Origin of the sequence: Grimontia marina, assembly GCF_900060185.1 — a bacterium.
In the GTDB taxonomy this organism is placed as follows: Bacteria; Pseudomonadota; Gammaproteobacteria; order Enterobacterales; family Vibrionaceae; genus Enterovibrio; species Enterovibrio marinus.
This window is the reverse complement of the sequence record NZ_FIZY01000019.1, coordinates 14,378-28,570: the sequence shown is the minus strand read 5'-3', so window position 1 is coordinate 28,570 and position 14,193 is coordinate 14,378. Positions and strand designations below refer to the sequence as shown.

The following is a 14,193-nucleotide window of genomic DNA, read 5'->3' as shown; positions in this document are numbered from 1 at the left end:
ATGAATGAAAATCACGATTAGGTTCGATCAAATCGATATCGCTGAAAACGCCTCCTATCGCGAAATTTATCGCGTGATGTCCGATGCCGTCCGGGAAAACTGGCCGGGTATGACCTCCGTTTCATCAGAGCATCAAAGGCTGGCACAGCAGCAAGCGGCGGCTTCAGCGACAAGGCAACTAGCCCGGACTGTTGCAGCCAGGAGGGCGCGCTAAATGCTGTCTTCCAAACCTAACTACCTCAAAGCCGGAATTGTGCTATTGGATCCACAAAGCGCGGAGCCAATGAGCGCCATTCCTTTGCTGATTAATCCAGACTCACTCAATACCCAGTTTGAGGTGAAATCACCATCGACCTCTGAAACCCGCAGTGAACAACTGCGCCTCAATGGTCCGCCAAAAGAAACCATTACGTTTGATGCGATTCTCGATGCGACAGATGCCATGTCACGGGGTGACGAGGACGCAGTGAAATACGGAATAGGGCATTACATCGCTGCGCTTCGTAGCCTGATTTCGCCAACCAAACGCCAGCTTTTAGACAATGACACGCTGGCGCGACAAGGCAAGCTCACCATTATTCCGATGACCCAACCTTTGCCTGTTTTCAGCTGGGGATTGCGTCGAAGAATGCCTGTGAAAGTCGGTAGTCTTTCTGTGGCAGAAGAGTTTTTCAGCGCGCAGTTAAATCCTATCCGTGCCAAAGCCAGCCTGTCACTGCAAGTGTTGTCGGTCGATGATTTAGGCTTTGACCATCCTGCTTCGTCGCTCTTCCTGCATTACCTAGATGGCATCGAGAAGCAGGCAGCGAAAGTCATTAAACCCGCGGTTGATGGATGATTGGGGGCGAATAGCATGACTGATCTTACCCAGTACCTTCTCAGCAATACCGACGAGACCGCAGACTTTGCGCCAAGTAGTCGTTATGCGGGTGCGCCTTTAAAAGTGATGATGGACAGCAATGGCACCGAGAGAGTCTTTGTCAGTCGCCGATTTGTTCCAGAGCCCGCGGCGGAAGGTACCGCACCCATGCTTTTGGTCAGAGAAGGAGACAGGTTGGATCTGCTGGGGGCGGCTTATTACGCGGAGCCATCGCGGTGGTGGCACATTGCGGATGCCAACCTCGAATACTACCCCGGTGATTTGGTGGCAATACCAGGCCGGAAAATTGCTCTTTCTTCGGGTGATGGGGAGGGCTGATGTCTGATGTCGTCATGAGCCTCTACATTGGCCCTGTTGCGCCGGTTCCGGTTTCAAAAGCGGTTATTAACGCCTTTGTTTCCTGTGAGGTGCAATCCAAAACCGAGGGGCCTTCTGGTTTTCAGTTGGTGTTTGAAATTGACGACAATTCGCCGCTGCACACGATCTTTATGCTTGCCAGCAATAATCCCATCCCTCTGGTGCGCACCGTGATTACGGTAGAAATGCACGGCAAGCAGAGTGTGTTGATGGACGGTGTGATCACCCAACACAATGTCAGCCCTGCCAGCGCTCCGGGTGTATCTCGGATCACGGTGACCGGAAGTGATTTGACTCATGTGCTCAGCTATCTCGATTTCAGCTTTATGCGCTTTCCCGCCATGCAGGACTTTGCCCGAATCAACTTGGTGTTGGCGAAGTATGCGTTCCTCGGGCTTGTCCCAAAAGTTATCCCGTCTGTGTTGATTGATGTGCCAGTACCGACAGACCGCATACCCACTCAGCAGGGAACCGATCTCGCCTATATCCAATCGCTGGCCGATCGCGTGGGGTATGTGTTCTATACAGAAACCACGGACACCGTTGGTGTGTCTGTCGCGTATTGGGGGCCGGATGTTCGTATTGGGAAAGTGCAGAAACCGCTCAATGATGACTTGGATGCCAACCGTAATGTGACCTCGCTGTCTGGCTCATATGACGCACAGGAAGCCTACATTCCGCTGATCACCATTCAGAATCCTCAGACCAAAATGCCACTGACGATTCCAGTGCCAGATTTCAATCCACTCAATCCGCCACTGGGCTTGATTCGCCCCATCACTTTAAAGACCAAAAACATCTATGAAACCGCTAAATACTCGCCGGTTCAGGCAGCCCTGATCGGCATGGCGAAAGCGGCACAATCTGCGGTTCGCGTGTTGAAGATGACAGGCTCGTTGGACGTGCTGGCTTACGGTTCTTTGCTGATGGCAAGGCGCTTGGTGTATGTGCGAGGGTCGAGCCCAGCGTTCAATGGCATTCACTATGTGGAATCTGTTACCACCACCTTTAAGGAAGGCGAATTGAAGCAGGATTTTCAACTGAGTAGGGACGGTTTGCTGTCGACCGTTAACAGGGTGTCCGCATGACAACACCTCTTTACGGTAAATTCCGCGGCACCGTGGTCAACAATGTCGACCCAATGCAGCAAGGGCGGATCCTCGCCACGGTTCCCAGCGTGTCGGGCATGGTTCCCGGAAGCTGGTGTATGCCTTGTCTGCCTGTTTTGGGTTTGAACTCAGGGATTTTCTCGGTACCACCGATTGGTGCAGGCGTGTGGATCGAGTTTGAACAAGGGGACGTGGATTACCCCATCTGGACGGGATGTTTTGCAGGTTCGCCTTCGGATATACCAACGCTGGCGAGAACCGCAGTGCCACCCATTTCAGCCATCACGCTGCAAACCATGGCGAAGAACGGCATTGTGATTTGCGATATTGGCGGACCAATGGGCATGGGCGGCATCACGCTGCAAACGGCAACAGGGGCAACGCTGTCAGTGACTGACGCGGGCATTTTCATCAACAACGGCAAAGGGGCGCAGATATCTATGGTGGGACCAACCGTGGATATCAATAACGGCGCGCTAACCATCACCTAAGAGGAATGTAGCAATGCCAGGAGCGATTCTTCATGTTGGTGCCACAATCACCTGCGCCCATGGTGGGCAGGCGACACCTACTGTGCCAAATCCAAGGGTCATGGTGTCGGGCCAACCTACAGTACTGCAAACCTCGCCTTATGCCGTCGCCGGTTGTGCTATGCCGCCGCCGAACGCTGGTAATGGTCCTTGTGTGACGGGGCAGTGGCTATCAGGCTCAGTACGCGTGTTGTCATTGGGGCAGCCTTTCGCGTTGCAAACGGGACAATCTGTTTGCGCCCCCACTGGCACGCCTTTGCTCCCATCCGTGGTTCAGCCGCGTGTACTGGCGACCTAAGTGAGTGAATCCTTATGGCATATCCCGATTTTCCTTATCGCATTGATACCCAAGGCCGGACAGCGACCACGACGCGGCTGGATGTCATTCGCGATCGTATCGAGCAGGTGCTTTTCACCGAGCCGGGCGAGCGGGTGATGATGCCAACATTCGGGTGCGGGCTGAACCGTCTTCTTTTCGCGGGAGTCAGCGAAGCAGTGATTGAGAACACACGGAGTCTGGTGGCGACCTCGCTGCAAACCTGGATGCAGGACGATATCGATCTTTCTGAGGTAGACGTCTATTTTGACAATGGCGCGCTTTTCATCAATGTCGCCTACATTGTTCTGCCTACCGGAGAATCGCAACAGGCGACGTTTGAGCGGGAGGTGTCAGCATGATCTATTTTTGCTGCGACCAACGCAGACGTGAAGCAGTGCGCCAGTCCGATTTGAACGGCATCGATTTCGCTGAAGTCATCGATCGTGAAGCGGCGGTGGAAACTGATCGTCAACGGTTTCTTCACTTACATCTAGTCAATGATCCCGGTGCGTTTGTTTACACCATCGATAACATTCGCATAGAAGGGCCGAACGCCATTGAAATAGTCAATGTTACGATGGGACTGGACGGACAAACCAATGTATTGGTGATTGAAGTCGCCGAGCCCGGTGATTTCTCGCCTTACACCATCAACATTGTCACCAGTTCATTAAATCCGTTGCCACCACCAGAGATAGATCCGGCGCTGGCATCTGTTGGCTTCTCTTTCAAAGTAGAATGCCCTTCGCCATTCGACTGTCAAAGCAGTTGCGATTGCCCTAAACCAGAAACTGTTGATACAGAGATAGATTACACGGCGAGAGATTTCTATTCCTTCCGCCGCATGATGCTCGACAGGCTTTCCGTGACGGCGCCAGCCGCGGCGACCGGACACCCCGCAGACCTTTCTACTGCGCTGGTGGAAGTGCTCGCCTATACCGCTGACCAACTGGCTTACCAACAGGATGCCGCCACCACGGAAGCCTATATTAATAAAGCTCGCTCGCGGATTTCGCTCAAACGCATGACAAGGCTGGTGGATTACAGCGTGGATGAAGGCTGCAATGCCCGCTGTTTTTGCCACTTTGCCGTGTCCGCAGATGTACATCCTATTGCCCCCGCCACCTTGGTCATTCCCCAAGGCAGTGCGGTGTGTACCCAGTTGAGTGAGCAACCCAGAACTTTCGCGAGAGACGACGCCTTACTGGCGCAAAGTGGTGCAGTGTATGAAACCTGCCATGATGTATCAGCGCTTTTTAACCTCCACAACGAAATCACTTTTTATACCTGGAGTGATGCACGTTGCTACCTGCCAAAAGGTGCTGTAAGTGCCACTTTAGATGGCCATTTTCCTGACTTGGAAGCGGGCATGTATCTGGCGTTTGAGCAAGTGTTGGGGGCACGAAGTGGCAGTCAGGCTGACCGACAACTGTCGCAACGTCAGGTGGTTCTCCTCACACAAGTGCAGGCATTTGATGCAGATGGTGAACCGCTCCTCGATCCGGTAACGGAATTGCCAATCACAGAGATCTTATGGCATGGCGCAGATGCCTTGCGTTTCCCAATGTGTATCTCGTCAGAAACATCCATTGAGGAAGGACGCCGATACCTTGAACCTGTCTCCGTTGCCCGGGGCAATATGGTGCTGGTGGATCATGGTCAAACGATCTCTGGCGAGCGTTTGCCAGAAGTGCCACTGCCAACGCTGAGTTGGGCACCGGGGCATGGCATGCAAGTTGATAGTGCGAAAGGAGCAAGCTGCGCAGAAGCGAATTGCGAGCAGGAACAGGCTGAAAGCATCACCCTAAGATACCAGCCGACTCTCGCCAATCGTCCACTGACGTTTTCCCCTGACTATACGCTAGGTGCGCCTGCAACGGAGCTTTTGAAAACACCTTCACCGAGCGAAACATTTGCCAGTGCCTCTCTAGATGCTGATGATGGCGTTGAAGTGCGTCCTTATCACGTCGTCAGGGATATGCTCGTGGCAGACGACTCGTCCTTGGTATTTACCACGGAAATCGAGCGGGATGGTGCGGTTTCACTGCGCTTCGGTGACAACGTCTACGGTCGTCGCCCGTTGCCCGAAACCCAGTTTACAGCCACCTATCGGGTAGGAGTGGGGTCAGCAGGTCACATCGGTGCGGACAAGCTCTATCATCTCGCATTACCTATTCCTGAGATAACGGAAGTGCGGAATATTACGCCCGGTGAAGGAGGGCGAAACCCAGAAACCAATGCGGAAATCAGAAAACGTGCACCATTCCTGTTCAAAACACAAGAGCGGGCAGTCACGCGGGAAGATTATCAAACGCTGGGTCGACGGGTGGCAGGTATTCAGGACGTCAGTTGTGCCTACATCCATACGGGCAGTTGGATGACGACCTTTGCCTTGCTCGACCCGGACGACAGGGTAGAAGTGTCAGACACATTGCGAACCACGCTTCGTGACCATTACGAAAAATTCCGCCTCGCTGCCCATGATGTCGAGGTGTCTTCTCCGGTTTATGTTCCCCTTGAAGTGACGCTTCATGTTTGTGTTGCGCCGAATGCGTCGAAATCCCATGTTCGCCAGCGCCTGTTGAAACTGTTCTCGCCAAACCGTTTGCCTGATGGCGCTTTGGGTTTGCTACACCCCAATCGGTTCCGTGCTGGAGAAACGCTCCATCTCTCACCGTGGTTGGCTGCTGCTCAAAATGTGGAAGGAGTGATAGCAGCCAAAGTGACACGATTCCGTCGTTTTGGGGACCCAAGAACCAGTGGATTGATAGACAGAAAGCTCGAATTCGGCCGCACTGAAATCGCGCGGATCGACAACGACATCAGTCATCCGGGCAATGGCGTATTCCTTCTCGATATGGATGGAGGGCGTTGATATGGCAAACCATGAATCACATTGTGGCGCTTGTACTGGCATCGAGGTGCTGACACCGAAAGCGCCACAAAATACCCAAGGCTTATCCCGAATCGGTTATCGAAGCGGCGAATACCACGATTTTTACGCCAGCATGACCGCGAGACTCTCTTCTGCCAAATATGGCGCTTTGGGTGTTCTGACTTCCCGCGATTCTGATGATTTTTCGTTGGCGCTTATTGATGCCTGGGCCGCCAGTTGTGATGTGCTGACTTTCTACAACGAAATGTGGCTCAACGAAGCCTATGTTAACACCGCGATGGAAACCGGCTCACTGCATGAAATGGCGATGCTGATTGATTATGCGCCTCATCCGGGCGCAGCAGCGACAGCAGATCTGGCTTTCACCATCGCTGCGGGTGAAGGAATACCGGAAGAAATCACAGTGCCTGCAGGTACCAAAGTTCAGAGTACGCCTGGGCAGGACGAGAAGCCTGTTATCTACGAAACGCTGGAAGACCTGACAGCGCGCGCAGCTTGGAATGCGATGCGCCCGAAACTCACTGCGCCATATCCATTGACGGCAAGTACGACCCTTATTCCATTGCCGGGCACCAATCTCAACTTGAAATCGGGCGACGCCGTATTTTTTGTTTCTGACGATGAGCAACAGGTTTTTGCCACCATCAACGCGGTGACGCCTGTGTTGGCCGACATTGCAACAGACCCGGAATCGAAAGATCTTACTTGGCTGGACATATCGCCAGTCGGTGAGGGGCCATTAGTCGCCACCCATTCCGGTGCGACGGGGTCAATTACCACAGTATTTGCTGCCGAAGCGGGAGGGTATGTCGATAAAGCCATCAAGGGGAAAGAACTTCGCACCGTACTGATGGAAGAAAAAACCAGTGAAAAAGCCTTCTTTTCTGCGTTGGCTGCGCAATCTAAAACCGTCAGACAGGTTCAGGTATTCCGGACCAAAGCGGCGATTTTCGGCCACGCTGCGCCACCGCTCGATACGCTCCACTATTCATTGACGGGGACATCGCCTGTCTTTGTCCTGAATGGGGATGAAGCAGTTGTTGACGATGTCGTTCTTGGTCCTTACGCCGGGTTGGAAGATGCTCAGTGGGCAGATGGCAAACTGGAGGTGATGGATGAAAACGCCAATCGCGTTTATCTGGAACGTGCGGTGTCTGAAATCAGCAAAGGCAGCACAGTGGTGCTGAAAGACGGCAGGAAATGGTCGCGTTATAACGTGACAGATACCGCGGAAACCTCTGCTTCATTCTTTTCTGTCACAGGTAAAAGCTCGCGTTTAACCCTAAACGATGATGATCACTTTGATGATCTGTCCATCCGTGGCACCACGTGTTTTGGTGCCAGCGAATGGATTGATATTGCTGATCCGCCTATCACTGAGCCATTGGATGAAAACAGTATCTCGTTGGAGCTGAACAGTCTGTTTACCGCAGAAGAAGGGCGCAAAGTGATTCTGAAGGGCCAAGCGGATGGGTTTGGGGAAGAGCCTGTGGTGACAACACAGATAATCCAATCTATCACGCATGAAAACAGCACATCTACACTAACGTTCTCCGCGCCGATTGGCGTTGCCTATTTGCCACAAAGCTTGCGCATCCACGCTAACGTCGCCGATGCAACACAAGGAGAGTCAGTGGCAGAAGTGCTGGGCGATGGCAGTGCGACGCCGCATCTTGCCTTCACTGCCAAACAAACGCCCCAAACCTTTGTGCCAGCAGCAACGGCGACAGGCGTGAAGCCAACGATGGAAATCCGCGTTAACAAGATCCTGTGGAAGCAGGTGCCGCACTTCGTCGATGCTTCACCAACCGATCGGGTTTACACGTTACGCATCGATGAAAACGGCTACAGCCATGTGGCGTTTGGTGATGGCGTGATGGGGGCAATGCCGGGCAAAGGGCAACAAAATATCCGAGCCAGCTACCGTAAAACCTTGGGGTTTGAAGGACGGGTGAAAGCAGGGCAACTTAATTTACTCATGTCCCAGCCTTTGGGTTTGCAGGGCGTAAACAATTTACTTGATGCGGAAGGTGGGGCAGACCCAGAAAGCTTCGACGAAATCCGCGTCAGTGCGCCGCTTTCCTGTCGAACCTTAGGACGGGTGGTTTCCCTGACAGACTACACCGATTTTTCCCGTGCTTATGGCGGCATTGCCAAGGCGACATCGCAATGGCTGCACCTGAGTAGTGGGCCTCAAGTTGTGGTCACTGTGGCAGCAGAAGCAGGCGCTCAAGTACCAGAAGGTGGCGATTTAAACGATGCCTTGACGGAAGCCTTGGTGGCGGCGGGTGATCCATTTGCCCGTTTCGTTTTGCGCAGTTTCAGGCAAACGTTTTTCCGTCTAGGCATCAAAATCAAAGTCAACGAAGACTATCTTGCTGATGATGTGATTTCCCGGGCGGAAAGCCAGCTTCGGGACTCGCTTTCCTTTGAAGCCCGCGATTTCGGCCAACCGGTTTTTGCCAGTGAAGTGATTGCTTTGCTCCACAAAGTAGATGGCATAGATGCGGTGGTGGTTGACAGGCTCTACACCGGAAACACGCCGACACGTCATGACGCTGTTGCCGCTCCCGTTGCCGAAATCGTCTCGGGGGAAGTCGTAGGTGCCACGATATTAAGTTTGCACCCTGAAGCGCTTGATTTTATGGAGGCCAGCTTATGAGTAGCTTGTCACCGGAATCCTTATATAACCTCTTGCCCGAGGTTTACCGTCGGCGTGATGAAGAGCAGGGCTTCCCGCTCAGAGCGCTGATGGAAATATTGGCTGAGCAGGCAGCGATCGTGAAGCATGATATCGATCGGCTTTACGACAACCAGTTTATTGAAACCTGTGACGAATGGGCGGCACCGTATTTGGGCGAGTTGGTGGGTTATCGGTATGGTCCCGAAATCCCGGGCGTGAGCCAACGCGCGTCTGCTGCCAATCAGATTCGTATCACCCGCCGTCGCGGTGTTGCCTTAGCCTTAGAGCAACTGGCGACAGACACCACACGCTATCCCGCCAGAGTGGTGGAATTTTTCCGCTTGCTTTCGAGACCTGAGCATTTGGCAGCACTTCGTCCAAATAATCACTACACCTTGGATGTGAGAAACAGCGCTAAGTGTGAATCTATTGGCACAGCCTTTGATTCTGCCAGCTATAGCACCGCAGTAGGGCGAATCAGTCAGGGTGAAGGGCAACATCATTTCCGGAATGTCGGTGTATTCATGTGGCGTCTCGCTCATCATCGTCAATCCATTGTGCCTGCTTATCAGGTGGATGCGCGGCGCTACCTGTTTAATCCGCTGGGGTGCAATACTCAGTTGTTCAATCAGCCAATCCCAGAGCCAAATATCAATCATCTCGCCGAAGAAGGGAACCTGCCTGTGGCGCTAAAACGAACAAGCATTGCAGGTTCGCGTTTGGCAACTTTTTATCCTCATGCTTTTGCGGTGGTGATTGACGGAATTTTGCAGACGGCTGATCAACTCCAAATCTGCAATTTGAGTGATGACGGCGCAGGCTGGGCGCACTCACCTGTCGCCCGTATTTCCGTTGATCCTGAGTTAGGCAGGCTATCACTTCCGACCTCAATACCCGTGCCGGATACCGTCGAAGTGACCTATCACTATGGCGCAGCCGCCGATATTGGTGGAGGGGCTTACCCTCGCGGTGAAGGCTTTATTGTCTTCAATACGCCATCCCAAGAGATTGGTGAAGGCGAAGCCATTCAGCCTGCGCTGGATCTGATTCAAAACGGTGGTGTTGCCGAGATTGGTGTTTCTCATGTGTTCACCGAAGCGCTTAATGTATCGGTCAATGCTGACCAAACATTGTCGTTGCGTGCTGCTGATGGGCATCGCGCTTTTGTTGATCTTGATGGCGATGACATGACGCTGATTGGCGGTGAAGAAGCAGAGATCGTCCTTGATGGATTGATAGTGACAGGTGGTCGTTTGCTGATCCCCAATACTGGCGACAACTCACTTCGCCGTTTGGTGTTGCGCAATGTCACGCTTGTGCCGGGGCTTTCGCTGGACATTAATGGAGAGCCGACATCGCCAGAGCAGCCTTCGCTAGCGGTTGAAATTCCCAATGTGACTGTTGAAATTGAACGTTCCATTCTCGGCGGAATTCGAACTGTCGAAGGCACGTCAGTCACGATAAAAGACAGCATTCTGGATGCCACATCCAATACACGAACAGCTTTCGCTTCTCTTGATGGTACGAGCCATGGCGGTGTGCTGACACTTTGTGAAACCACAGTGATTGGCAAAATAGGTGCCCGCTCATTCCCCCTGATTTCCAACAGTATTCTGGATGCTTCGTTAGCAGAAGGTGACGATTGGACTGCGCCAGTCTGGGCGCTTCAACGACAGACGGGCTGTGCGAGATTTTCCTTTATTCCGCCAGATTCGAGAGTGCCACGTCAGCATCGTTGCCAGCCACAGTTTGCGGCATCAAAAGCAGTGGAAGCAGCAGAAGCCAGAAATCCTGCGCTTTCCGACTCCGCGCGCTCCCATATTATTCGCGGTGTTCGCGCACGCGTTGTGCCTGCGTTTTCGTCAACCCGATACAACGACCCTGCCTATGGTCAACTGTTGCTTTCCGCCCCTGAGGAAATTCGGCGCGGTGCGGACAGTGGCAGTGAAATGGGCGTTTATCACCACCTCTATCACCCGCAGCGGCACGATGCTTTGCTGTTTCGTCTCAATGAATTTCTACCCATCGGCCTTGATGCGGGCTTGATCTATGTGACCTGAGGAGGAACTCATGGCTATAGATATTTCAGGAAAAACGTTTGACCCACGCCATAACTACTCCGAACTGGTGTCAATGCAGGGAAGGGTGGTGTCGGATACGCCACTCAATGAAGGCGCGGCGATTGTGGATCGACGCTTTCGTGCAGAAATAATCGATTTAGCCGGATTCAGCGGATATCCGGCTCATCTGCCGGACAGTTTCCGGGTTGAAATCTCTGGTGGAGAATTGCTGATCCACCCCGGCCGCTATTATGTCGATGGCTTAATGGCGGAAAATTTCGGTCACGGGGAACACGACTTCTATCTGCCATTGGAAGAGTTGAGGAGCTCAGAACCTGTCCCTTTTGATGCGCAGCCGTATCTTCCAATCATGGAACCGCTTGAACTGGAAGATGGTCGCTATTTGGCTTTTCTGGATGTTTGGAAACGTCCGGTCACGTTTCTTGAAGACCCAGAACTCATCGACCCTGCCATTGGCGTAGATACCAGCGCCCGGGTACAAACCGTTTGGCAGGTAAAACTCTTCGCTGTGGATGACGGTGTCACCTGCAATACCGATGATGAGGATATTGAAGGATGGGAAGCGTTTACTGAACCTTCTTCTGCCCGCCTTTCTACTCGTGCCAACCCAGCATCAGCGGTCGATGACCCTTGCTTACTACCACCAGAAGGCGGTTATCGAGGTCTGGAAAACCGCACCTACATGGTGGCGGTGCATGACACTAATGAAGATGAAGTACCACTGCTGAAATGGTCCCGTGTTAATGGTGCGTTTGCCGGACGGATCCTCGCACAACCTGCGAACAATACCCTGACGTTAGAGCAGGTAGCGAAAGATGATTACCTTAGATTCAACGCGGGAGATTGGGCCGAAGTAACGGATGATGTGCGAGTGCTGGAAGGTAACTCTGGCACCATGGTGCAAATCCTTTCTGTTAATGATGCGACCAATACCGTTGTACTGGCAAACCCCCTAGGCGTTGGCGAAATTATGCTGATGCCCGCATCGAATGCCGCTAATCAGTCTATTCATCCAATACTGCGCCGCTGGGATCAATCTGGCGTGGTTTTGGACACTGACGGTAATGAAATCGTTAATCTCGATGCGCCGGGAAGTGATGGTTTAATCCCAGCACCAGAAGGCACATTCATTGCACTTGAAGATGGCGTGGAAGTGGCTATCTCGCTGGAAGGTGACGCCGGAGAATACCACGTCAGCGACAACTGGAGCTTCATTACTCGCTATGCAGACAGCTCGGTAGAAACGCTGACAGAAGCGCCTCCACAGGCCTTCCATCACCACTACTGCCGACTGGCGGTTCTGGATGTACTGGGAGGAGAGTTTGTTGAGCCGATTTTTCAGGACTGCCGTGACCCGATTGGCACAGCCGGCTGCTGCACCGTCGTGGTTCGTCCGGGCGAAGATATTCAAGCCGCGTTAGATAGCCTCTCCCCAGAGTTTGGTGGTTGCGTGTGCCTGAAAGTGGGTGTTCATACCATTCGTCGAGCACTCCGAATCCGCTATCCGAACGTGACGTTGCATGGGGAAAGCCATGGCGCACAAATCAGAAACCTTTCCGGTGAATCTGCTATTGCTGTCCGTTCGGACGATGGAAGTGTGCTCACTGGTATTCATCTCTCTACCGTCTCTTTCTTGAATCGCGGCGCGACGGAGAAGCCAGAAGGCATCATCTCACTAAGAACGGTTCAGGACAGCTTGGTAGAAGATTGCCGGGTGCTGACGCTCGACGGTAGCGTCCAGTCGATCAATAACCCCGCCGTCGGCTTGTTTGATTGCCAGCGGGTGAGGGTCAGCCATTGTCAGTTCGAAGGCTCTCCCATTGGCGTTTGGATTGGTGATGGCGGAGAAGATCTGACCATCAACAACAATCTTGTCCGTTTCAATGCGGAGCAATTGCCCGGTTTGATTGGTGTTGCCGTCACCCGAATCTCGGGCAGGGCGAGGATTATTGAAAACGACATTGACGGCTTCGCTCAAGGGGTGGTGATCAACAATCAACCCGCTGGCGCTTCGTTCTCAACGGCTTCACACAGTGAAGTCAAAGGAAATCGAATCACACTGAGTCGAATGGCTGGTGAGCTTGATGCGATTGCTGTGGAATCTAACTGTGCTTACGGCACGGTGTCTGAAAATCAGATCCTTCTGTTAGCGGAAGAGAGCACTGGCATCATGGTTCGTGGTGTTGGCACCTTGATTGAGCGCAACCGCATCCAAACCGAAGAACAGGTTGAAACCCAAGTCGCAATAATGATCGGCAGTGACGACGGTGAACTCTTTACTGGCGGTATCACCGCTGCGCAAAACTGGATTAGCGGATGTAGTGGTGGTGTGATTGCAGAGCAGGTCGTTGGGCTTCGTATAGACAACAATGACATTTCAGGCGACAGAGGCACTGAACTCGCGGTATCGGCAACGCAATGTACCTTGGTCAGTATCGAAAACAACACCATGGTGACCGTTACATTGGCAGTGTTTGCCAGTGAGTGTGAAGACGTTCAAATCAACAGCAATCAAATCCGTGATGATGGTGCCGCGATTTTCTGTGAGCGCTGTGTTCGCATCGATATCACTAACAATCAAATTGCCAACTGTACCCACGGCGGGATAGTCGTTCTTCTGTGTATTGCGCGAGCTAGCATTATTGGAAATCGCCTCAACTACGTGGGTGTATCAGGCGCAAATATTTTTGCTTCTTCCATCATGAACGTATTCCACCTCGGCGAGTGTCACATTGAATCCAATGAAGTGTTGAACACGGGTGTGGGTCAAGACGACGTGGTGAATCAGCAAAGAACCGTCGGCATCGGCGCGCTGTATGTGCTTGAAGCCCGCGTGGAAAGCAATCTGGTTTCCTATTCTGATTTGCTGACACGGGAACGTGTTTTGGAAGACCGCGCCTTGTTAATGCAAGGATTAATGGAAATTTCATTCCCTTTTGGCGACAGACGCGTGGTGTTTCTCGGTTATGCCTGCCAGGTAGCCAATAATAAATTTCTCGGTCGTGGTGCTGACACCTTGGTGGAAATCCTTTCAACCAGGCTGAATGACATGATTCGTGTTCGTTTTGAACGTGTCCTATTCAACAACAACTTCATTGAGCACGTCGGAAACAACGACGACAACATCGCGAATGGTGCGACGGTCATTCTCAATGGCAGCCAAGCATCAGTGATGGGTAATCACGTCAAATCCGGCACTTTTTTTCTTCCCTCGTTCGACTTCAACGGCATGGAAGGGCCTTTTATCGGCAACGTCGTCCGCGGCTCAATCATCAATCACCCTGAATTCCCTGCGCCTGAGTCTGGCTTCAATACTCAGGCATAACCAAGGAGCGAAA

The 14,193-nt window shown here is 52.6% G+C and carries 11 protein-coding genes; all 11 read left to right on the top strand.

Annotation, left to right across the window (positions count from 1 at the left end):
* Window positions 1–4 precede the first annotated feature (4 nt).
* Genes GMA8713_RS11435 through GMA8713_RS11385 form a run of 11 tightly spaced genes read left to right on the top strand, consistent with a single transcriptional unit; the run spans window position 5 to window position 14,180 of the window.
* Window positions 5–214: a hypothetical protein gene (locus GMA8713_RS11435; RefSeq protein ID WP_062709536.1), complete on the top strand. Its 210-nt coding sequence runs from the start codon at window positions 5–7 to the stop codon at window positions 212–214.
* Window positions 215–838 carry a CIS tube protein gene (locus tag GMA8713_RS11430; RefSeq protein WP_062709533.1) on the top strand — a complete coding sequence of 208 codons (624 nt, stop codon included), beginning with the start codon at window positions 215–217 and terminating at the stop codon, window positions 836–838. It abuts the gene before it with no gap.
* 15 nt (window positions 839–853) lie between these two features.
* Window positions 854–1,198, top strand: a complete 345-nt coding sequence (locus tag GMA8713_RS11425; protein ID WP_062709530.1) for a LysM peptidoglycan-binding domain-containing protein — start codon at window positions 854–856, stop codon at window positions 1,196–1,198.
* The gene (locus tag GMA8713_RS11420; protein WP_062709527.1) at window positions 1,198–2,325 is read left to right on the top strand and encodes a hypothetical protein; all 1,128 of its coding nucleotides are present in this window, start codon (window positions 1,198–1,200) and stop codon (window positions 2,323–2,325) included. Before GMA8713_RS11425 ends, GMA8713_RS11420 begins: the two co-directional genes overlap by 1 nt.
* On the top strand, window positions 2,322–2,837 hold the full coding sequence (locus GMA8713_RS11415) for a phage baseplate assembly protein V (protein WP_062709524.1): 516 nt from the start codon (window positions 2,322–2,324) through the stop codon (window positions 2,835–2,837). Before GMA8713_RS11420 ends, GMA8713_RS11415 begins: the two co-directional genes overlap by 4 nt.
* 13 nt (window positions 2,838–2,850) lie before the next feature.
* Window positions 2,851–3,174 (top strand): hypothetical protein, encoded by a 324-nt coding sequence (locus tag GMA8713_RS11410; protein WP_062709521.1) that lies wholly within the window; start codon window positions 2,851–2,853, stop codon window positions 3,172–3,174.
* A gap of 14 nt (window positions 3,175–3,188) precedes the next feature.
* Complete coding sequence (locus tag GMA8713_RS11405) at window positions 3,189–3,554, top strand: GPW/gp25 family protein (RefSeq protein WP_062709518.1); 366 nt, start codon at window positions 3,189–3,191, stop codon at window positions 3,552–3,554.
* Window positions 3,551–6,070 (top strand): baseplate J/gp47 family protein, encoded by a 2,520-nt coding sequence (locus GMA8713_RS11400; RefSeq protein WP_062709515.1) that lies wholly within the window; start codon window positions 3,551–3,553, stop codon window positions 6,068–6,070. The genes GMA8713_RS11405 and GMA8713_RS11400 overlap by 4 nt, the downstream gene beginning before the upstream one ends.
* 1 nt (window position 6,071) lies before the next feature.
* Window positions 6,072–8,753 (top strand): baseplate J/gp47 family protein, encoded by a 2,682-nt coding sequence (locus tag GMA8713_RS11395; protein WP_062709511.1) that lies wholly within the window; start codon window positions 6,072–6,074, stop codon window positions 8,751–8,753.
* Entirely contained in the window at window positions 8,750–10,834 is a 2,085-nt protein-coding gene (locus GMA8713_RS11390) for a hypothetical protein (protein WP_062709508.1), read from the top strand. The genes GMA8713_RS11395 and GMA8713_RS11390 overlap by 4 nt, the downstream gene beginning before the upstream one ends.
* Window positions 10,835–10,844: 10 nt before the next feature.
* Window positions 10,845–14,180, top strand: coding sequence for a DUF6519 domain-containing protein (locus GMA8713_RS11385; RefSeq protein WP_062709505.1), 3,336 nt, complete (start codon window positions 10,845–10,847; stop codon window positions 14,178–14,180).
* Window positions 14,181–14,193 lie beyond the last annotated feature (13 nt).

What these genes read in the sequence shown, in the direction of transcription:
- GMA8713_RS11400 (WP_062709515.1), top strand. Translation starts at nt 3,551, where the DNA reads ATGATCTATTTTTGCTGCGACCAACGCAGACGTGAAGCAGTGCGCCAG.
- GMA8713_RS11425 (WP_062709530.1), top strand. Translation starts at nt 854, where the DNA reads ATGACTGATCTTACCCAGTACCTTCTCAGCAATACCGACGAGACCGCA.
- GMA8713_RS11420 (WP_062709527.1), top strand. Translation starts at nt 1,198, where the DNA reads ATGTCTGATGTCGTCATGAGCCTCTACATTGGCCCTGTTGCGCCGGTT.
- GMA8713_RS11435 (WP_062709536.1), top strand. Translation starts at nt 5, where the DNA reads ATGAAAATCACGATTAGGTTCGATCAAATCGATATCGCTGAAAACGCC.
- GMA8713_RS11405 (WP_062709518.1), top strand. Translation starts at nt 3,189, where the DNA reads ATGGCATATCCCGATTTTCCTTATCGCATTGATACCCAAGGCCGGACA.
- GMA8713_RS11395 (WP_062709511.1), top strand. Translation starts at nt 6,072, where the DNA reads ATGGCAAACCATGAATCACATTGTGGCGCTTGTACTGGCATCGAGGTG.
- GMA8713_RS11430 (WP_062709533.1), top strand. Translation starts at nt 215, where the DNA reads ATGCTGTCTTCCAAACCTAACTACCTCAAAGCCGGAATTGTGCTATTG.
- GMA8713_RS11415 (WP_062709524.1), top strand. Translation starts at nt 2,322, where the DNA reads ATGACAACACCTCTTTACGGTAAATTCCGCGGCACCGTGGTCAACAAT.
- GMA8713_RS11390 (WP_062709508.1), top strand. Translation starts at nt 8,750, where the DNA reads ATGAGTAGCTTGTCACCGGAATCCTTATATAACCTCTTGCCCGAGGTT.
- GMA8713_RS11385 (WP_062709505.1), top strand. Translation starts at nt 10,845, where the DNA reads ATGGCTATAGATATTTCAGGAAAAACGTTTGACCCACGCCATAACTAC.
- GMA8713_RS11410 (WP_062709521.1), top strand. Translation starts at nt 2,851, where the DNA reads ATGCCAGGAGCGATTCTTCATGTTGGTGCCACAATCACCTGCGCCCAT.